Origin of the sequence: Rossellomorea arthrocnemi, assembly GCF_904424705.1 — a bacterium.
Lineage (GTDB): Bacteria > Bacillota > Bacilli > Bacillales > Bacillaceae_B > Rossellomorea > Rossellomorea arthrocnemi.
In genome coordinates this window covers 506,461-527,718 of record NZ_CAJGBF010000002.1, presented here as the reverse complement: position 1 = coordinate 527,718, position 21,258 = coordinate 506,461, and the positions used below count along the sequence as shown (strand labels likewise).

At 43.2% G+C, this 21,258-nt stretch carries 17 protein-coding genes and 1 other annotated feature; of the genes, 15 read left to right on the top strand and 2 right to left on the bottom strand.

What is annotated here, in order from left to right; all coding sequences use genetic code 11:
* Positions 1–364 precede the first annotated feature (364 nt).
* The 6 genes from lonB to BAA9072_RS05585 all read left to right on the top strand — a co-directional run bounded on the left by lonB (position 365) and on the right by BAA9072_RS05585 (position 7,831).
* Positions 365–2,023, top strand: a complete 1,659-nt coding sequence (gene lonB / locus BAA9072_RS05610) for an ATP-dependent protease LonB (protein WP_201713669.1) — start codon at positions 365–367, stop codon at positions 2,021–2,023.
* A 172-nt stretch (positions 2,024–2,195) separates the two neighbouring features.
* Complete coding sequence (gene lon / locus BAA9072_RS05605; RefSeq protein WP_201713668.1) at positions 2,196–4,520, top strand: endopeptidase La; 2,325 nt, start codon at positions 2,196–2,198, stop codon at positions 4,518–4,520.
* On the top strand, positions 4,517–5,101 hold the full coding sequence (gene yihA, locus BAA9072_RS05600) for a ribosome biogenesis GTP-binding protein YihA/YsxC (protein ID WP_098354662.1): 585 nt from the start codon (positions 4,517–4,519) through the stop codon (positions 5,099–5,101). The genes lon and yihA overlap by 4 nt, the downstream gene beginning before the upstream one ends.
* 457 nt (positions 5,102–5,558) lie before the next feature.
* Entirely contained in the window at positions 5,559–6,341 is a 783-nt protein-coding gene (locus BAA9072_RS05595; RefSeq protein ID WP_201713667.1) for a transporter substrate-binding domain-containing protein, read from the top strand.
* Positions 6,342–6,426: 85 nt separating this feature from the next.
* Positions 6,427–7,074, top strand: coding sequence for an amino acid ABC transporter permease (locus tag BAA9072_RS05590; protein ID WP_201713666.1), 648 nt, complete (start codon positions 6,427–6,429; stop codon positions 7,072–7,074).
* 34 nt (positions 7,075–7,108) lie between these two features.
* Complete coding sequence (locus tag BAA9072_RS05585; RefSeq protein WP_201713722.1) at positions 7,109–7,831, top strand: amino acid ABC transporter ATP-binding protein; 723 nt, start codon at positions 7,109–7,111, stop codon at positions 7,829–7,831.
* Between the two features lie 46 nt (positions 7,832–7,877).
* On the opposite strand, the gene BAA9072_RS05580 is transcribed toward BAA9072_RS05585, so the two are convergent.
* Entirely contained in the window at positions 7,878–8,363 is a 486-nt protein-coding gene (locus BAA9072_RS05580) for a LiaI-LiaF-like domain-containing protein (protein ID WP_201713665.1), read from the bottom strand.
* Positions 8,364–8,758: 395 nt separating this feature from the next.
* On the opposite strand from BAA9072_RS05580, the gene hemA reads away from it, so the two are divergent.
* The 8 genes from hemA (at position 8,759) to ysxE (ending at position 17,731) form a co-directional block, all read left to right on the top strand.
* The gene (gene hemA, locus BAA9072_RS05575) at positions 8,759–10,111 is read left to right on the top strand and encodes a glutamyl-tRNA reductase (RefSeq protein ID WP_201713721.1); all 1,353 of its coding nucleotides are present in this window, start codon (positions 8,759–8,761) and stop codon (positions 10,109–10,111) included.
* A 15-nt stretch (positions 10,112–10,126) separates the two neighbouring features.
* On the top strand, positions 10,127–10,960 hold the full coding sequence (gene ccsA / locus BAA9072_RS05570; RefSeq protein ID WP_201713664.1) for a cytochrome c biogenesis protein: 834 nt from the start codon (positions 10,127–10,129) through the stop codon (positions 10,958–10,960).
* A 17-nt stretch (positions 10,961–10,977) separates the two neighbouring features.
* Positions 10,978–11,910, top strand: a complete 933-nt coding sequence (hemC, locus tag BAA9072_RS05565; RefSeq protein ID WP_201713663.1) for a hydroxymethylbilane synthase — start codon at positions 10,978–10,980, stop codon at positions 11,908–11,910.
* Positions 11,910–12,692: a uroporphyrinogen-III synthase gene (locus tag BAA9072_RS05560; protein ID WP_201713662.1), complete on the top strand. Its 783-nt coding sequence runs from the start codon at positions 11,910–11,912 to the stop codon at positions 12,690–12,692. Before hemC ends, BAA9072_RS05560 begins: the two co-directional genes overlap by 1 nt.
* A gap of 26 nt (positions 12,693–12,718) precedes the next feature.
* Positions 12,719–13,693 (top strand): porphobilinogen synthase, encoded by a 975-nt coding sequence (gene hemB, locus BAA9072_RS05555; RefSeq protein WP_201713661.1) that lies wholly within the window; start codon positions 12,719–12,721, stop codon positions 13,691–13,693.
* Positions 13,694–13,748: 55 nt separating this feature from the next.
* Complete coding sequence (gene hemL / locus BAA9072_RS05550; RefSeq protein WP_201713660.1) at positions 13,749–15,041, top strand: glutamate-1-semialdehyde 2,1-aminomutase; 1,293 nt, start codon at positions 13,749–13,751, stop codon at positions 15,039–15,041.
* Positions 15,042–15,338: 297 nt separating this feature from the next.
* Entirely contained in the window at positions 15,339–16,562 is a 1,224-nt protein-coding gene (spoVID, locus tag BAA9072_RS05545; RefSeq protein WP_201713659.1) for a stage VI sporulation protein D, read from the top strand.
* Positions 16,563–16,702: 140 nt separating this feature from the next.
* Positions 16,703–17,731, top strand: a complete 1,029-nt coding sequence (gene ysxE / locus BAA9072_RS05540; protein ID WP_201713658.1) for a spore coat protein YsxE — start codon at positions 16,703–16,705, stop codon at positions 17,729–17,731.
* Positions 17,732–17,830: 99 nt separating this feature from the next.
* Here the strand turns inward: ysxE and BAA9072_RS05535 are convergent, their stop codons facing one another.
* A complete protein-coding gene (locus tag BAA9072_RS05535) occupies positions 17,831–18,019 on the bottom strand; it encodes a hypothetical protein (RefSeq protein WP_034760497.1) in 189 nt (62 codons plus the stop codon).
* A 164-nt stretch (positions 18,020–18,183) separates the two neighbouring features.
* Positions 18,184–18,412 (top strand) — a binding site (T-box leader).
* Between the two features lie 70 nt (positions 18,413–18,482).
* Here BAA9072_RS05535 and BAA9072_RS05530 point away from each other — a divergent pair.
* Entirely contained in the window at positions 18,483–21,134 is a 2,652-nt protein-coding gene (locus BAA9072_RS05530; RefSeq protein ID WP_201713657.1) for a valine--tRNA ligase, read from the top strand.
* Positions 21,135–21,258 lie beyond the last annotated feature (124 nt).

The window sequence follows — 21,258 nt, the reverse complement described above, 5'->3', positions numbered from 1 at the left end:
TCGATTATCATGCATGTGAAGATCCTCCTTAGTTATGAGCGATTGGTTAGCACCTGCATCATAACGGAGGGTCTTTTTTTATGCAATAGATGAATTCTCATCTCACAGGAATAGCTCCTGCGGGAAAAGTAAGACAGGTGAGACCCCGGAAGCGAAGCTGAGGAGGCTCACCGCCCGCCCTGTGGAAAGCGAGCACCTGGAGCGGAAATCAACCATCACACGCTCAGTTGCCATCTAAAGTCGCTACATATTTCTCTTCTTAATCCCTTTTTAAACCATTCAGTTACCGAATTTTTTTGTTTATTCCCTAAAGGTCAAGGAGATACTAACCGATAACAACTTGTATCTACTTGGAGGGAGACGAATGAGCTTTACTAGCATCGCTTTATTTATCCAATTGTTCTTTGGAATCATCATTGGATTGTATTTCTGGAACTTGTTAAAAAACCAGCGAACTCAAAAAGTTTCCATTGACCGTGAATCAAAAAAAGAGATGGAAGAACTCCGAAAGATGAGATCCATTTCATTAACCGAACCCCTTGCCGAAAAAGTAAGACCCGCAAGTTTTGAAGATATTGTCGGTCAAGAAGATGGAATCAAGGCATTGAAAGCAGCATTATGCAGTCCGAATCCTCAACACGTCATCATCTATGGACCTCCAGGTGTCGGTAAAACGGCAGCTGCCCGATTGGTTCTGGAAGAAGCCAAGAAAAATAGGAAATCGCCTTTTAAACCTTCGGCTGTTTTTGTTGAACTGGATGCGACAACGGCACGATTTGATGAACGGGGGATTGCCGATCCGTTGATTGGCTCCGTACATGACCCCATTTATCAAGGGGCAGGAGCCATGGGACAGGCAGGAATCCCTCAACCAAAACAGGGTGCTGTGACGAATGCCCATGGAGGAGTATTATTCATAGATGAGATCGGGGAACTGCATCCCATTCAATTGAATAAGCTCTTAAAAGTTTTAGAAGATCGCAGGGTGTTTCTTGAGAGTGCCTACTATAATGAAGAAAATCATCAAATTCCCACCCATATACATGATATTTTCAAAAACGGCCTTCCGGCAGATTTCCGCTTGATCGGTGCTACGACCCGCACACCGAGTGAACTCCCTCCCGCCATCCGCTCAAGATGTATGGAGGTTTTCTTCAGGGAGTTAGAGCACGATGAAGTGAAAAAAGTAGCGGAAGGAGCCGTTGACAAGGTAGAGATGACCATCAGTGAAAAAGGTCTCGAAACCCTTGCATCTTATGCCCGTAATGGACGTGAAGCCGTCAATATGGTGCAGATTGCAGCCGGGGTCGCCATCACGGAAAATAGAAAAGAAATCTATGATCATGAGCTTGAATGGATCATTCAATCCAGCCAGCTGTCCCCGCGCTATCAGAAAAAAATTAATGAAGAAGCAACGATCGGTCTGGTCAATGGGTTAGCAGTGACAGGACCGAATACCGGGTCTTTACTTGAAATTGAAGTGAATGTCATTCCCGCAACGGATAAAGGTACCATCAACGTGACAGGAATTGTGGAAGAAGAAAGTATTGGGGATCGGAGTAAATCGATCAGACGAAAAAGTATGGCAAAAGGCTCGATTGAAAATGTGATCACGGTCCTTCGTTCCATGGGAGTTCCTGCCGATCAATATGACATTCATGTAAACTTCCCGGGTGGGGTGCCCGTTGACGGTCCTTCTGCAGGGATTGCCATGGCCCTCGGGATCTATTCAGCCATTTACAAAATCCCTATCAAGCACACTATTGCTGTGACAGGGGAAATCAGTATCCATGGGTCTGTTAAGCCAGTCGGCGGGGTATATCCTAAAGTGAAAGGGGCAAAACTTGCCGGGGCGACAATGGCCATCATCCCTTACGAAAATCAACAGGCGATGTTAAGTGAAATAGAAGGAATCGAAGTTGTTCCGGTTAAACAGCTCAAGGAAGTACTGGACCTGGCTCTTATGAAAGAACCCCTCCCTCAAACTGAGCTTGTCCCCGAACAAAATAAGAAAAGTGTATAGACTGTTGACCGATTCGGGTCTGTCCGAATCGGTTTGTTTTTGAATAAGATGGTAACAAGAATATGCCAGATCCTGACTGAATAAAGTTGTAAATACCTATTTAATAGACACTACTTAGTAAATAAGTTAGAATTGTACAAAGACTCATGAGCAAAATTCGGAGGTGTTATATGTGGCAAAACAAAATAATTTAACGGTTCCCCTCCTTCCATTAAGAGGCTTACTTGTGTATCCAACGATGGTACTACATTTAGATGTTGGACGTGAGCGCTCCGTGCAAGCTTTAGAAAAAGCCATGATGGATGATCATTTAATTTTCTTAACGACTCAAAGAGATATGAATATAGATGAGCCAGCACAGGAAGATTTTTACGAAATGGGCACCCTTACAAAGGTTAAACAGATGCTTAAACTCCCTAATGGGACCATCAGAGTGCTGGTCGAGGGAATGAACCGGGCGTCGATTACTTCATTCACTGAGCAAAAAGACTTCTATGAAGTAACGGTGAAGGAATTTCATGATTCTGAAGTGAAAGAATCAGAAACAGACGCTTTAATGAGGACGTTATTGAACTATTTTGAACAATACATAAAGTTATCAAAAAAAGTCTCGGCCGAAACGTATTCGACTGTTTCAGATATCGAAGAACCAGGCAGGCTTGCGGATATTGTGGCTTCCCACCTGCCCCTGAAAATGAAGGAAAAGCAAAACGTTCTTGAAACACTGGATATTAAAAAGCGACTTCAAATGGTGATTGAAACGATCAACAATGAAAAAGAAGTGCTAAGCTTAGAGAAAAAGATCGGTCAACGCGTAAAACGTTCCATGGAAAGAACGCAAAAAGAATATTATCTTCGGGAGCAAATGAAAGCTATCCAAAAAGAGTTGGGAGACAAAGAAGGGAAAACGGGTGAAATTGAAGATTTAACGGTAAAGATCGAGCAAGCCAATATGCCGGAAGATGTGGAACACACGGCATTAAAGGAACTAGCCCGCTATGAGAAAGTCCCTTCGAGCTCGGCAGAAAGTTCTGTCATCCGCAACTACATTGAATGGCTTGTTTCCCTGCCATGGTCCACTGAAACTGAAGATCAATTGGACATCAAGCGATCTGAACAAATATTAAACCGGGATCATTATGGTCTTGAAAAGGTCAAGGAAAGAGTTCTTGAATATCTGGCCGTTCAGCAGCTGACTCAGTCCCTTAAGGGGCCAATCCTGTGTCTCGCCGGACCTCCGGGAGTAGGGAAAACGAGCTTAGCCCGATCCGTGGCTGAATCACTGGGGCGGAATTTCGTCCGAATCTCCCTGGGTGGCGTTCGCGATGAGTCCGAAATCCGAGGTCACCGACGTACGTATGTGGGTGCCATGCCTGGAAGAATCATTCGCGGGATGAAAAAAGCAGGCACCATCAATCCTGTTTTCCTTCTCGATGAAATTGATAAAATGTCCAGTGACTTCAGGGGGGATCCTTCCTCTGCAATGCTTGAGGTACTGGATCCCGAGCAGAATTCAAACTTCAGTGATCACTATATTGAAGAGACCTACGACTTATCAAAAGTCATGTTCATCGCCACGGCAAATGATTTATCCACCATTCCCGGCCCGCTCCGGGATAGAATGGAAATCATTACGATTGCCGGTTATACAGAGCTTGAAAAGTTAAATATCGCGAAGCATCATTTACTTGAAAAACAGGTCAAAGATCACGGTTTAACCAAATCCAAGCTTCAAGTGAGAGACGAAGCGATCGTTGATATCGTCCGCTATTACACAAGGGAAGCAGGTGTAAGGAGCTTGGAGCGCCAGCTTGCGGCCCTTTGCAGAAAAACGGCGAAGATCATCGTTTCAGGGGAAAAGAAACGCGTCGTGATCACCTCAAGCAATATTGAAGAGTTCCTTGGGAAGAAAAAATTCCGTTACGGCCAAGCAGAAGTTGAAAATCAGATTGGAGTATCAACCGGTCTTGCCTACACCACTGTCGGCGGAGATACCCTGCAAATAGAGGTATCCCTCGCACCAGGTAAAGGGAAGCTTGTCCTGACCGGGAAATTAGGAGATGTCATGAAAGAATCGGCCCAGACAGCCTTCAGTTACGTTCGTTCGAAGGCGGGTGTGCTCGGGATCGACGAGTCATTTCACGAGAAACATGATATTCATATCCATGTGCCTGAAGGTGCAGTGCCGAAAGACGGTCCATCGGCTGGGATCACGATTACGACAGCCCTTGTATCAGCCTTGACAGGAAAATACGTAAACCGTGAAGTCGGAATGACTGGTGAAATGACCCTGAGAGGAAGAGTGCTTCCAATCGGTGGGGTGAAAGAAAAAACATTAAGCGCTCATCGTGCCGGAATTAAAACGATTATCCTTCCGAAAGATAATGAAAAGGATATAGATGATATTCCTGAAAGTGTTAGGGGAGAACTAACGTTCATCCTTGTATCCTATATAGATGAAGTCTTAGAGAAAGCATTAGTAGGTGAAAAGAAGTGAAAGTAAATCAAGTTGAGCTAGTCATCAGTGCGGTCAGGCCTGAACAATATCCTGGCGATTTTCTTCCGGAGTTTGCCTTAGCGGGACGCTCAAATGTTGGGAAATCCTCATTCATCAATAAAATGATCGGTCGCAAGAGCATGGCGAGGATTTCATCCAAGCCAGGTAAAACCCAGACACTGAACTTTTATAAAATAGAAGAAACCCTCTATTATGTGGACGTACCCGGTTACGGTTTTGCCAAAGTATCTAAAACAGAACGGGAAGCATGGGGAAAGATGATTGAAACCTACATCACATCCCGTGAACAGCTGAGAGCGGTCATCCTGATTGTGGACCTGCGTCATGCACCAACAAATGATGATGTCATGATGTATGACTTCCTCAAGCATCATGAGCTGCCATGCATTGTCATTGCCACCAAAGCGGATAAAATCCCGAAAGGCAAATGGCAGAAGCACCTGAAAGTCACAAGAGAAACATTGAACATGGACAGTGAAGACGACCTGATCATGTTCTCCTCCGAAACAGGCCTTGGAAAAGACAAAGCCTGGGATGCGATTAAGTCATACTATAAATAACTTAATAAAAAGAATCGATTCACATGCTTAGAGCAGAGAATCGGTTCTTTTTTTTTGTTACTCTAATTTGATAATGCTGGCTTGGAAGTTGATTGGGACGGAAGGCTGCTCAACGCCCGCCATGCGGAAAGCGAGCAACCCTACGTTCCACTCAACCTCTACTCGCTTAGTACCATAACAAAATAATGACAATGTTCCTATAGCATAAAAGTAGTAGAAAAGAGGGTCTACCGAAGTCCGTATAAGGTTTATTGACCTATGAAGCCAAAGCATATAAAAGGAAATGAAAGGATGAAGACGCATATGTATCTGTAATCGTGCTAAATTCCTTTCATCCACTAAAATGGATAATTATAAGCTGTGGAAGCTATATTTGAATTTTGAGAATTTTCTCTTTTGTTGATAAAATTATGAAAGATTAAAAATATTACAAGCTACATAAGGGGGACTCTAGCCAGTGAAGAATTGGAAAAGCCTAATCTTGTTAGTCATTTCTGTGCTGCTTCTATCAGCTTGCGGCGACAAAGCCACAACGGAAAATGGAGCGAAGTTAGTGGAGAAAGGCAAATTCGTTTATGCAGCTTCAGGTGAATTCAAGCCATTCAGTGTGACGAATAATGATGGAACCATGTCAGGTTTCGATATTGAAGTGGCAGAAGCAGTTGCAAAAGAAATGGGTCTTGAACCAGAGCAGAAGAAATTTAAATTTGCAGGAATTGTAGAAGGGGTGAAATCCGGACGTTTTGATGTAGCGGTTGCCAGTCATACGATTACGGAGGACCGTCTCAAGGAAGTAGACTTCTCAACTCCTTATTACTATTCCGGACCACAGATTTTCGTTCGTAAAGACAGCACGGTTGAAACGCTGGATGATTTGAAAGATATGGAAATTGCCGTATCCAAAGGATCAACGTACGCAGATACAGCCAAAGAAGTTACGGATAAAATTCAGGCATATGATAGTGACGTTGTCGCTCTTGAGGCGTTAAATAAAGGCAAACATGATGCCGTCATCACAGATTTTATCACGGGTAAAGAAGCGATTGCTTCGGGACTCGATATTGAAGCGCGTGAGCTGATCGGCCGCAGTGAGCAGGCTATTGCCGTTAGTAAAGACAATGAAGCCCTGCTCGAAGAAGTGAATAATGCACTTGAAACATTAAGAAAAGACGGTACATTAAAGAAAATCAGTGAAAAATATTTCAAAACAGACATAACATCGGATCCAGAGAAAGAGTAAGAGCAGCATGACACAGAGCGAATGTGCTTCTATGCGCATTCGCTTTTTGTCTTAATGGGGAAAAGAGTAGAACGGGGGGAAGTTTATGCACTTTTTAGAAACCTTTGCCGGTACATATGATGTATTTCTTAAAGGGATGTTATTAACATTCCAATTAACCTTTGTTTCCGTACTGATTGCGATTGTGATTGGTTTGTTTTTCGCTTTTCTTAAGATATCAGGAATCAAGCCATTGTCATTACTTGCGGATTTATACATTTTCGTTGTAAGGGGTACACCTTTAATCGTTCAAATCTTCATTTTCTATTTCGGCTTGACATCATTGAATATTTCAGGCTTCTGGTCTGTCGTCATGGGTCTTGCTTTCCATAATGGGGCTTATATTGCGGAGATCTTCCGCGGAGCCATTCAATCCATCGATAAAGGCCAAATGGAAGCCGGGCGTTCCCTTGGGATGTCACTTGGGTTGTCTATGAGAAGGATCATCCTTCCACAGGCATTCAGACGTGCCCTGCCTCCCCTTGGAAACCAATTCATCATTGCATTGAAGGATTCGTCCCTTGCTTCCTTTATCGGGATGTTTGAATTGTTCAGCGTGGCAACGACACTCGGATCGAATAACTTTGATTATATGACGTATCTTCTCGTCGTAGCGATCTATTACCTGGTTCTTGTCTTGGTATTCTCGACGATTGTCAATATTATCGAAAAACGCATGTCTGTCAGTGATTAAGAAAGAAGGAGGAGGGATGAGTGTGAGTCAGGAAATGATAAAAGTAGAAAAATTAAATAAATCCTTTGGTGATTTACATGTATTAAAGGACATTGATATCAGCGTAAAGGAAAGTGACGTGGTTTGCCTCATTGGAGCCAGTGGATCAGGGAAGAGTACGTTGCTTCGCTGCTTAAACTTCCTGGAACTGAAGGACAATGGGAAGGTTGTCATTGAAGGGGATGAAGTCAACCAGGAAACCCATGATTTGAATAAAATCCGTCAGAAGGTAGGAATGGTATTCCAGCATTTCTATCTCTTCCCTCACAAAACCGTATTGGAAAACGTGATGGAAGCACCGGTGTACGTAAAGGGTGTATCAAAAGCGGATGCCCGGAAGGATGCAAAGGAACTTTTAAAGAAAGTTGGACTTGGGGATAAAGAAAATGTTTATCCATCCAAGCTTTCAGGGGGCCAGAAGCAGCGGGTTGCCATCGCGAGAGCACTTGCCATGAAACCTGAAATCATGCTGTTCGATGAACCTACCTCAGCCCTGGACCCTGAATTGGTTGGTGAGGTACTCTCTACTATGAAGGAGCTTGCTTTAGAAGGGATGACGATGGTCGTCGTGACCCATGAAATGGGGTTTGCCCGTGAAGTAGCTGATTGGGTCGTATATATGCATGATGGCCGAATCGTGGAAGTGGGACCACCACAGGAATTGTTTAATTCTCCAAAAGAACAGCGGACGAGAGAGTTTTTGGATTCGGTTCTCTAATAAATGCAGAAAAGCCCGGGTACCTTCCCGGGCTTTTTCATTTGGTCTATCTTTTTCTTATAAACAATAAATAGACACCAATACCGATAATGAGAATGGGCCAGAGTTCCCATGCCGTGCCTACGCTCCCCTCAATGAAACCAAACCATCGTCCCGCTTTATCAGAAAAAAGAAGAATGATGGAAAGCGTCAGAAAGAGAATTCCTTGAAATAAGCCTGCCCGTGTTTTCTGGTATCTGAGCAGAAAACCAAGTGCAATGATAAGAATGAAGGTTCCCATGTGATCCGGCCATACATCGAGTTTATTGACTACGTGAAAATGCATGCCGAATCCAACAAGGATCGTACCGGGCAGGATGGCTTCATAATCCTTTCCTCCATAACCCTGCCCGAGAAATGCAAGTCCGACAATGATAAGGAGAGTGGGCCATGTGAAGAATTCCTGAAACAATACAATGTTTGCCTGCTGTAAGTAAAAGTAAGCCCCAAAGCCTATTAAGATGATCCCGGGGAATATTCGCTGCTGTTTCATACTCTTCCTCCTGAAAATTAGTAATAGTAGGGTTTTAAATCAAATTTTTTTAGGGTAAATGACACATAATAAGAAAAATACATCTTTATGTTCGTTTAATAGTGAGAAACCTTTCCATTACTTGATTCTTTAGGCTTGTTTTGGTACTCTACATTAGTAGGTAATGTCGAAAATTAAAAGATTTATGGAGAATTGAAAATGCTTTCAATCTTTTTCTTTCTTCATCTTAAATGTAATGATGAAATGAATGTTTAGCAAGTCCCAGAAGAAACATTAGGTTCTACCCCTTTAAATGTAGCATATGTTTCAATTTCTGTTCACATTTCGAGGTCAGGGACTTATTTGGACATGTTATAATGACAGTAAAGATTTTACTTGGGGGTGTAGTGCATAGCATGTATACAATAGTCGTTGGTTTAAATTATAAAACGGCCCCTGTAGAGATTCGTGAGCGTTTATCTTTCAACGAAACTGATCTTCCTTTAGCGATGAAAACATTGAAGGAAAAGAAAAGCATCCTTGAAAATGTAATTGTTTCTACATGTAATAGAACGGAAGTTTATGCGGTAGTAGATCAGCTTCATACAGGTCGTTATTATATTAAAGATTTTTTATCTCAATGGTTTGATATAGATAAAGAGGAGTTCACGCCTTATCTGTTCATTTATGAACAAGAAGGAGCCGTTGAACACCTTTTTAAAGTTGCTTGTGGATTGAACTCCATGGTACTCGGGGAAACTCAAATCCTTGGTCAAATACGCTCAAGCTTTCTGAATGCCCAGGAGTCTGGAGCTACCGGTACGGTGTTTAATCACTTGTTTAAACAGGCTGTGACTGTTGCGAAAAAGGGTCATTCCGAAACAGAAATTGGTTCGAACGCTGTATCTGTCAGCTATGCTGCGGTGGAATTGGCTAAAAAGGTTTTTGGCAGCCTTGAAAAAAAGCATGTCCTCATTCTTGGAGCGGGTAAAATGGGTGAACTTGCCATCCAAAATCTCCATGGCAACGGAGCCACTAAGGTGACCGTGATCAATCGCACATATGAGAAAGCTCAAACCCTGGCCGAGCGTTTCAGGGGAAGTGCTAAAACCATGCAGGAGCTTCAATGTGCTCTTGTGGAAGCGGATATTATGATCAGTTCTACAGGTGCTAAGGATTTTGTCATTACGAAAGAAATGATGTCCCATGTGGAAAGTATGAGGAAGGGTCGTCCTCTATTCATGGTGGACATTGCGGTACCGAGGGATTTAGATCCGGCCATAGGGCAGCTCGAAAGTGTATTCCTTTATGATATCGATGATTTGGAAGGCATCGTTCAGGCGAATCTGGCTGAACGCAAAAAAGCAGCTGAGCAGATCGAGATCATGATTGAAGCAGAAATCGTAGCATTTAAAGAGTGGTTAAATATGTTGGGAGTCGTTCCGGTTATTTCAGCCCTCAGACAGAAAGCCCTTTCCATTCAAGCAGAAACGATGGAAAGCATCGAGCGTAAAATGCCTGATTTAACCAGTCGTGAACGCAAAGTATTGAATAAGCACACGAAGAGCATCATCAATCAGCTATTAAAAGATCCGATCCTCCAGGCGAAAGAATTCGCAGGGCTCCCGGACGCTGACGATAAATTGGATTTATTCATCAATATTTTTAACATTGAACAACAAGTGTTAGAGCAGAAACAAGTGAAAGCAGCCAACGAAAAGAATGAGAGCGATCATAGCTTTACACCACAACCCTCTTTTCAAGCATAAGTGAGGTTATTGTCGATGTTTGAACAAACGATGACTAGGCTGCACGAACTTATGATTGTTCTGTATGCTATTAGTATTCTCTTTTATTTTATAGATTTCTTAAACAAAAACCGGAAGGCGAACCTGTTTGCCTTCTGGTTACTTGCGATTGTTTGGGTCCTTCAAACAATCTTTTTATTTCTATACATGATCAATACAGGCAGGTTTCCGGTCCTCACCATCTTTGAGGGACTTTATTTTTATGCCTGGGTCCTCATCACCCTGTCCCTTGTCATCAACCGATTGTTACGAGTGGATTTCACGGTATTCTTTACGAATGTGCTCGGTTTCATCATCATGGCGATTCATACATTTGCACCCGTACAGGTAGAGTCCCAGGCGATGGCAGAACAAATGGTATCCGAATTATTATTGATTCACATTACGATGGCCATCCTATCTTACGGGGCCTTCAGTTTATCCTTTGTGTTTTCCCTTCTCTATCTTCTCCAATTTAAATTATTAAAGGAGAAAAAGTGGGGACAGAGGTTATGGAGGATCAGTGATTTGTCGAAACTTGAGAAGATATCTTATATTTCTAATTCAATCGGTGTTGCCATGCTCCTGTTGAGCTTAATACTGGGGCTGCAATGGGCATATATCAAACTGCCGGAATTTCTGTGGTATGATCCGAAAATCGTAGGATCATTCATTCTATTAATTTTATATAGCAGCTATTTATACCTTCGCATTAAAAAGAATGTCTTTGGTAAATCATTAGCTTTTCTTAATGTTGCAGCCTTCTTGATTATCTTAATCAACTTTTTCTTAGCTAGTCGGTTGTCTTCATTTCATTTCTGGTATTCATAAGTTTTCAGGAGGTCATTATGAGAAAAATCATTGTAGGATCAAGACGAAGTAAATTAGCCCTTACCCAAACCAATTGGGTGATCGATCAGTTAAAAACCCTGGACCCTTCTTACGATTTCGAAGTGAAGGAAATTGTCACAAAGGGGGACCAGATCCTTGATGTCACCCTATCCAAAGTGGGTGGTAAAGGCTTGTTCGTAAAAGAAATCGAGCAGGCGATGCTTGACAAAGAAATCGACATGGCTGTTCACAGTATGAAGGATATGCCGGCCATTTTACCACAGGGACTGACTATCGGAAGTATCCCGGAACGTGAGGACCACCGTGATGCGTTTATTAGTAAAAACCATGTGGCGCTTAAAGATCTGCCGGGTGGTGCGGTTGTCGGAACGAGCAGTCTGCGCAGAGGGGCTCAGATTTTGTCTGTCCGACCTGACCTTGAAATCAAATGGATCCGCGGCAACATCGATACACGCCTCTCTAAGCTCCAGAACGAGGATTATGACGCCATCATCCTTGCAGCAGCGGGACTATCACGCATGGGATGGACGTCGGATGTTGTAACGGAATTCCTGGATCCGGACCTTTGCTTACCAGCAGTTGGTCAAGGAGCTTTATCGATCGAGTGCAGGGCTGATGACAAGGAAGTTCTAGACCTTCTTGAGAAATTCGCATGTGAAGAAACAACGAGTACGGTCACTGCAGAAAGAGCATTCCTCCATAAAATGGAAGGTGGCTGTCAGATACCGATTGCAGGATTTGCCGAGCTGAAAGACAATGGTGACATTGCCTTAACGGGGCTTGTCGCTTCCCCTGATGGTAAAACGATCTACAAAGAATACATGGCAGGCCGGGATCCAAAAGAAGTTGGAGAAAAAGTGGCTGAAAGTTTAACAAAGCAAGGTGCGAAAGCCTTGATTGATCAGGTGAAAGAGGAGCTCGATCAATAATGAAGGGGAAAGGGCCTTTAGAACAAGTAAAGGTTTTGATTACTCGTGGCAATGAGGGTGCCAGTGAAACGGGGTCCCTTATAGAAAACGAGGGAGGGGTAGCCATATTGGTGCCTCTCCTTCATTTTCAATCGCATGAAGACCCATTGGAGAAAACACTCCACACTGCAATACATACGTACGATTGGATTATTTTCACCAGTAAAAATGGCGTGAAGTTCTTTCTGGAGGCATTAGAAAGAAGGAGTATCCCTTTAAATTCTTATAAGGGCAAATTCGCGGCCGTCGGAAGTAAAACAGAGCAGTACTGCTATAAATACGGGATCCCGGTTTCCTTTGTTCCGGAGAATTTCACCGGTGATGACTTTGCCGTGGAGTTCATTTCACAAGTGAAGCCTACTGGGCAGGTCTTGATTCCAAAAGGGAATCTGGCAAGGAATGTGATAGCATCTGCACTGGCTTCATCAGGAGTGACCTGTCAGGAATGGGTCGTTTATGAAACGGTCCTCCCTGCAGAGAGCATCGAGGAGCTGAAAGGAATCATCGAGAAAGAACAAGTGGATATCATTACATTCACGAGTTCATCAACGGTCCATCATTTTATGAAAGTCATTCGTGAATATTCACTTTATGATCATATCCGTGACACTCCCATCGCATGTATCGGACCGATTACAAAAAATACCGCTGAACAATACGGTTTGCATGTAAAAATCTGTCCAAGCGTTTATACTGTAAATGAAATGGTGAATGAGATGAAAATCTTCATCTCTGCCCGCTAGCTATAAAACAATAGGAGGCTTTTACTATGAAAGACCTGCAATTTAACCGTCACCGCCGCTTGCGTCAATCGGAAACGATGCGTTCGCTGGTTAGAGAAACTCACCTAAGAAAAGAAGACTTAATTTACCCGTTATTTGTTGTGGAAGGAGAAAACATCAAGAAAGTCGTTCCGTCCATGCCGGGTGTTTATCATATTTCTCTGGACAATTTAAAAGCGGAAATGGATGAAGTGGTTTCATTAGGGATCAAATCCATCCTCTTATTCGGGGTACCTGCTGAAAAAGATGAATGGGGAAAACAGGCCTATCATGATCATGGAATCGTACAGGAGGCAACCCGATTTGTGAAGGAACAATATCCGGAGCTGGTTGTTATAGCTGATACTTGTTTATGTCAGTATACAAGTCACGGTCATTGTGGAATCGTCAAAGATGGAAAAGTACTGAATGATGAAACACTCGATCTTTTGGCGAAAACAGCAGTCAGCCAGGCTGAAGCAGGTGCCGACATCATTGCACCTTCCAACATGATGGATGGGTTCGTGGCAGCCATCCGTCATGGTCTGGACGAGGCTGGCTACCATGATGTGCCGATTATGTCCTACGCAGTAAAATATTCATCAAGTTTTTATGGACCATTCCGTGATGCGGCTCATTCAACTCCGCAATTCGGGGATCGCAGAACGTATCAAATGGACCCTGCGAATCGTTTGGAAGCCTTAAGAGAAGCTCAGTCTGATATGGAGGAAGGTGCAGATTTCCTCATCGTGAAACCAGCTCTTTCTTATTTGGATATTATGCGTGAAGTGAAAGACCGTTTTAATGCTCCGGTTGTCGCTTATAACGTAAGCGGGGAATACAGCATGGTCAAGGCTGCAGCTCAAAACGGCTGGGTAAACGAACAGGAAATCGTAATGGAGAAACTGACCAGTATGAAGCGTGCCGGAGCAGACCTTATCATAACGTATTTCGCAAAAGATGTAGCGAACTGGTTATCCTAATTGGTGGAAAGTTCCTGTAAGGATGACTGAAAGATCACTAAAGGAGGAACCCATATTGCGTTCATATGAGAAATCGAAGCAAGCGTTCAAAGAAGCAGTAAACCTGATGCCCGGCGGAGTGAACAGTCCGGTTCGGGCATTCAAATCCGTCAAGATGGATCCAATTTTCATGGAAAGAGGAAAAGGTTCGAAAATTTATGATATAGATGGAAATGAGTACATCGACTACGTCCTGTCCTGGGGACCGCTGATTCTCGGACACAGCAATGACCGTGTGGTAGAGTCCATTAAAAAAGTAGCCGAAAACGGTACAAGCTTTGGTGCTCCGACGGAAATTGAAAATAAACTGGCTCAATTGGTAATTGACCGGGTACCAAGCATCGAAGTCGTTCGCATGGTGTCTTCGGGTACGGAAGCGACGATGAGCGCTCTACGTTTAGCACGTGGATACACAGGCCGAAATAAAATCATCAAATTTGAAGGTTGTTACCATGGTCATGGAGACTCTTTATTAATTAAAGCGGGATCCGGGGTAGCCACCCTTGGTTTACCTGACAGTCCTGGTGTTCCTGAAGGAGTGGCAAAGAATACGATCACGGTTCCATACAATGATTTAGAAAGCATCCGCTATGCATTTGAACAGTTCGGTGATGACATTGCCGGTGTGATTGTCGAGCCTGTTGCCGGAAACATGGGTGTTGTACCTCCACAACCAGGCTTCCTGGAAGGCCTGCGAGAGGTCACGGAGAAATATGGCTCACTTCTGATTTTTGATGAAGTCATGACAGGTTTCCGTGTCGGGTATGGCTGTGCCCAAGGCTTTTACGATGTAATACCTGATTTAACCTGTTTAGGAAAAGTCATTGGTGGAGGACTTCCTGTCGGCGCATACGGTGGAAAAGCGGAAATCATGGAAAGAATCGCTCCAAGCGGTCCGATTTATCAAGCTGGAACCCTGTCTGGGAACCCGTTAGCCATGACGGCTGGATACGAAACACTTAGCCAGCTGACTCCTGAAACCTATATTGACTTTGCCCGCAAAGCAGATCTGTTGGAAGAAGGCTTAAAGAAAGCGGCAGAAAAGTACAACATTCCTCATAGAATTAACCGGGCGGGATCCATGATCGGAATTTTCTTCACAAATGAAGAAGTATCCAATTACGAAGGTGCCAAGTCTTCGGATCTTGAAATGTTTGCCGATTACTATCGCGAAATGGCCCACTCAGGTGTCTTCCTGCCGCCTTCCCAGTTTGAAGGACTCTTCTTATCGACAGCCCATACGGATGACGATATTGAAAAAACCCTTCAGGCTGCAGAAAAAGCGTTTGAAAAGATTAGTAAGAAGTAATGACGGAACCGATCCTTTTCGAGGGATCGGTTTTTTTATGGTTTTGAGATGGTGAGAGATTCGGCATCTTAAAAAATGGGTGAAAAATCGATACTCAACGATGGTAATCCCCAAGCCAGTTGATCAATTAGATAGGAACCCCACCATTCCGAAACACCACCCGGTTTTTAACGTGTGAAAATCCCTAATCACATGACAACTTTTCTTTTTCCTATCATATTCCTTCTTTTCGTTTCATAAAGTGATAATGGCATTGTTTACTATTTCTTTGTTTGGAACTTGAAAGGAGGAATTTCTTTGTCACAAGAACAACAATCGTGTTTACGATTTTCTTTGGAAGAATCAATTTGGTTCAAAAAAGGACAGGAAGTTGAAGAATTGCTATCTATCTCCTTAGATCCTCATATAACGATACAAGAACAAGAGCAATACGTACTTATTAGAGGTAGCCTCGATTTAACCGGTGAATATCTACCAACCGCAGCGAGGGAAGAAGAGGATGATGAGTTTGAATCAAGTGGGAAGTTCGTGCAAACAGTGGAAAAGAGGGAGAAGGGTGAATATGAATTTGTTCATCGATTCCCCGTGGATGTCACGATTCCCAAAAACCGGATTGCAAATTTAGGCGATATCGATGTGTATGTCGAGTCCTTTGACTATATCGTGCCTGAAAATGCATGTTTAAAGCTGAACGCTGATTTGACCATCACCGGTATATACGGTGAACAGCAGGCTCACACTCCTCTTGAAGCTGAATACAGCAGAGAAGAGGAATTCGAGCCCCTTTACCGGTCAAGTGCCGTTGCTGAAACAGAGGAAGTGGAAGCAGAAGAAGAAGTGGAAACGGAAGAAGAGGAAGAAAGAGAAGAAGTGTACGAATATGAAAACTATGATGAGGAAGAAATCACAAAGGATGTTGAGGTAGTCGAAGAAGATGATGACTCATCTGACGAATACCAGCCTTTTAACCTGGAAGGAAGGACTCCTCCAGCTGAACAGGAGGATGAAATACCTGTTCAAATTCAGTACGATATCCAGCCTCCTCCTTCCTACGAGGAAGTAGACTACCGGAAAGAAAATGTATTTGAGCTTCCTCAGCATGAACTGAGTGAGTCGTCTGAGGAGCAGCAAGCTGAACCGAAAGCCGCCTATACACCGCCACCTCATCCAACATACAAGAAACAGGAGATGGAAGAAGAAGAATCCTCGTCCTCACCATCTGCTGTGGAAGCCGAAATGGAAGAAAGCGGGGAAGAACAGGAAGACAAGAAAAAGACGAAGAGCAAAAAGAAGTACGAATCCATTTCATTAACAGATTTCTTTGCCAGGAAAGAAGAGGAAAAGGGAGCAACTCTTCGGGTTTGTATCGTCCAGGAGGGAGAAAACCTGGATTATATTGCTGAAAAATATGATCTGACCATTCCACAGCTATTAAGGGTGAATCAACTCGAAGCCAATCAGGATGTGTATGCAGGTCAAGTTCTTTATATCCCGAACAGTGAGTTTGTGTTCAAGGGATAAAGGCAAATAGCAAGGTCACTCCCATCCGAGGACCAAAGATAGAGAGACATGTACTATAGAGAACAAACGACGGGACTGACACCAAATTCATTGGAGTTGGTCCGTTTTTTTTAGAAAAGTAATCTTAGAAGGTGAGAGGAATGGCACAAACGCTGGAGGGATTGAAGCCTGTCTTACAACCTTATGGGGTCGAACCTCATTTTGTTGAAAGCCATGGAAAGATTTCAAAAGTATTTTCAAATAAAGGCACCCTGGCAGTAAAACAGCTTCCTGCCCAAAATGGAGTAGACTTCGTCCGGAATGTGCAGATGTTGTTTCAACGGGGATATAACCGGATTGTTCCGATTTATCCTACTCTGGATGGACGTTATGCCGTGTGGAATGAGGGGAATTTATACTATGTCATGCCCTGGCTTTTGAATCAGGAAAGAGAGGACCAGTTTGAAAAGCATCAAAAAATGTTCAGGGAGTTGGCGAGGCTCCATACTCTTTCCTCCAACGAAGTGAAGATAGATAAGGAAGAAAGAGAATCCCATTACGAGCAGTTGACATCACGATGGGATAAAGAGCAGGAATTCCTTGATGAATACGTGGAAACGTGTGAAAAAACCACATACATGTCCCCTTTTCAATGGCATTTCTGCATGTATTATAAAGACGCCTCTCAAGCACTGAAATTTTCCCGCAGAATGCTTGATGAATGGTATGAGGATACGAAGGAGCTGGAAAAGGTCAGGACCGTCATTACTCATGGAAAGGTATCTACGGAACATTTTTTATTCGATGAAAGGGGGTTGGGATATTTCCATAACTTTGAGAATTCAAAGATGGCGTCCCCGTTTCATGATCTCTTACCATTTTTGTCGAGAACATTGAAAACCTATCCAAAATATTATGAGGAATGTATTGAATGGCTGACCACTTACTTTCAACACTTTACCGTACGGAATGAAGAAAGGCTCCTATTCATGAGCTACCTGGCATATCCGAGCTCCGTCATTGCCGTAGTGGAAAAATACTTTCATACTCCAAAGGATAAGCGAAATGAACGGAAGTCCCTTAAAAAGCTGCAACGTCACTACTGGTTGCTGAAAAATACCGAATACGTGGTTATGCGTCTGGATGAAATGGAAAAGCAGAAACAGGAACAGGCAGCTAAAACGGATTAAAAATGGCTGTTTTTCTTTACGCTTTAAAAGTTATGAATAAAACAATTTTTGTGTTAAGAGCCAAAAAAAGAACTGACGAATCCATCTTTCGTCAGTTCTTTAAATCCAATCAAAGTAAATGGCGAGGCCAATACCGATAAACAGGGTTAACAGAAGGACGTCAAAAGTGGTTGGGAGCAAAATGGTGCGGATCCCTTGAAAAATCGTAAAAGGTATAATGAATTGCTTACATATTAACCGGGCGTTCCCCATCCATTTCTGCAGGGTGTACTGATTGATTTTTTTCATAATCGTCCACTCACTTTCCTGGGTATAGTCACTACTTTATCTTATGAAACCAGGATGGAATTGTGCCTACGTATAGGCGAAATGAATATTTTTTAATGAATTGGCTAATAATGATTGACGAAAGTTTATCTTATCCTATACTATAATGAGTAAATAAATAATAATGAAAAGCAATGAACAGGAAGAGTACATTGATCCTTACTTTCAGAGAAGAAAATCGTTTGCTGAGAGATTTTCTAGGTTAAGTCAGTGGAAGGTCGCCTGAAGAGCTGTTTCTATGAAATTCAGTAGTAGAAACCGGTTAAAAGCCGTTATATCCGTCGAGAGTTCAGGAGGTTTATTTTTCTCCTGAGAAAAAAGGTGGTACCGCGAATGGAATCCTTCGTCCTTTTCATAGGACGGGGGATTTTTTTATTTTTTTGAAAAGTTTACTTATTCACACGATGATATAGGAGGAAATCACATGGAAACTCAAGATCAACAATTATCAATGCCGACTAAATATGATCCGAATGCCATTGAGCAGGGCAGATACAAATGGTGGCTCGAAGGGAAGTACTTTGAAGCGACAAATGATAAGGAGAAAGAGCCTTACACCATCGTCATCCCTCCGCCGAACGTAACAGGGAAGCTTCACCTTGGTCACGCATGGGATACAGCGTTGCAGGATATCCTGACCAGAATGAAACGGATGCAAGGATACGATGTACTTTGGTTACCGGGAATGGACCATGCAGGAATTGCTACACAGGCGAAAGTAGATGAAAAACTGCGCAGCCAGGGGATTTCACGCTATGACCTCGGCCGTGAGAAATTCGTGGAAGAAACGTGGAAATGGAAGGAAGAATATGCCGAGCACATTCGTCAGCAATGGGCTAAGGTGGGATTGGGCCTTGATTACAGCCGTGAACGTTTCACTCTTGATGAGGGGTTATCGGATGCCGTTCAGAAGGTATTTATCGATCTTTATAATAAGGGCTTGATCTATCGCGGGGAGTACATCATCAACTGGGACCCTGCGACGAAAACAGCCTTATCGGATATCGAAGTTATTCATAAGGATGTTCAAGGTGCATTCTATCATATGAGATATCCATTAACAGACGGAAGCGGACACATTGAAATTGCGACAACCCGACCTGAAACGATGCTTGGAGACTCTGCCGTTGCCGTACATCCTGAAGATGATCGCTACAAGCACTTAATCGGTAAAACCGTTATCCTTCCAATCGTAGGGCGTGAAATCCCGATCGTCGGGGATGATTATGTGGATATGGAATTTGGTTCAGGTGCTGTGAAAATCACACCTGCCCATGATCCGAATGACTTCGAAATCGGTAATCGTCACAATCTGGAACGTATTCTTGTGATGAACGAAGATGGCACGATGAATGAGAAAGCAGACAAATATAATGGTATGGACCGTTTTGTCTGCAGAAAGCAAATTGTGAAGGACCTTCAAGACTCCGGGGTATTGTTCAAGATTGAAGAGCATATGCATTCGGTTGGGCATTCGGAGCGAAGTGGGGCTGTAGTTGAGCCGTATCTTTCTACTCAATGGTTCGTCAAAATGGACCCATTAGCTAAAGAAGCAGTTAAGCTTCAAGAAGCTGAAAACAAGGTTAATTTTGTTCCTGATCGTTTTGAAACTTCTTACCTACGCTGGATGGAAAACACCCGTGACTGGTGTATTTCACGTCAACTTTGGTGGGGACACAGAATACCGGCATGGTACCACAATGAAACCGGTGAAGTGTATGTAGGGAAGGAAGCTCCAAAAGACATTGAAAATTGGACACAAGAAGAAGATGTATTAGATACTTGGTTTAGTTCAGCACTATGGCCATTCTCAACAATGGGGTGGCCGGATGTCAGTGCAGAAGACTTTAAGCGTTACTATCCAACCAATACACTAGTGACAGGATACGATATTATCGGATTCTGGGTATCCCGAATGATTTTCCAAGGATTAGAGTTTACTGGTGAAAGACCATTCAAAGACGTTCTTATTCATGGATTAGTCCGGGATGCCGATGGACGTAAGATGAGTAAATCACTAGGTAATGGTGTAGACCCGATGGACGTCATCGAAAAATACGGGTCCGATTCACTTCGCTACTTCCTGACGACGGGAAGCTCACCGGGTCAGGATCTTCGTTTCTCATTTGAAAAAGTGGAGTCTGTTTGGAACTTTGCGAACAAGATTTGGAATGCATCCCGTTTTGCCCTGATGAATATGGATGGTATGTCATATGACGAAATCGATTTATCAGGTGAAAAATCCGTTGCGGACAAGTGGATCCTTACCCGATTAAACGAAACAATTGAGACAGTGACACGGTTAGCTGAACGATATGAATTCGGTGAAGTGGGACGCATACTTTACAATTTCATCTGGGATGATTTCTGTGATTGGTATATCGAAATGGCGAAACTCCCTCTATATGGTGAAGACGAAGCAGCGAAGAAGACGACCCGTTCGATTCTTGCTTATGTTCTTGACAACACCATGAGACTCTTACACCCATTCATGCCGTTTATTACCGAGGAAATATGGCAGAACTTGCCGCATCAAGGCGAATCAATTACAGTTGCAGCATGGCCGGAGGTTCAAACAGAGCTTACGGATCAAGCGGCTGCAGAAGAAATGAAGCTTCTTGTTGACATCATCCGTGCAGTGCGAAATGTACGTGCTGAGGTGAACACGCCAATGAGCAAACAAATCAACTTAATGCTGAAAGCAAAAGATGCACATACCTTAACAATAATCGAAAAGAACAAATCGTATATCGAGAAATTCTGTAACCCGGAGAGGCTTGAAATGGGCACAGATTTAGAAGCACCTGAAAAAGCGATGACGGCCGTTGTGACAGGCGTGGATCTGTACCTTCCATTGGAGGGGCTGATCAATATTGAAGAAGAAATCGCACGACTTCAAAAAGAACTGGAGAAATGGACGAAGGAAGTTTCCCGTGTTCAAGGTAAGCTTAACAACGAAAAGTTTGTAAGCAAAGCCCCTCAGAAAGTAGTAGATGAGGAAAAAGAGAAAGAAAAAGATTATTTAGAGAAGCAAGCGACTGTGAAAGCCAGAATCGAAGAGCTTAAATCCGTTTAGTGCCATTGATTGAATAGAGGGTGAGAAGAGGGCTTTTGAATCAGGTCTGATTGATAGGGTGGTGAATCCTCCAACAGTCAGGCCGGATTGGGGCCCTTTTTCTAATGAAACCTAAGTGGGAGTG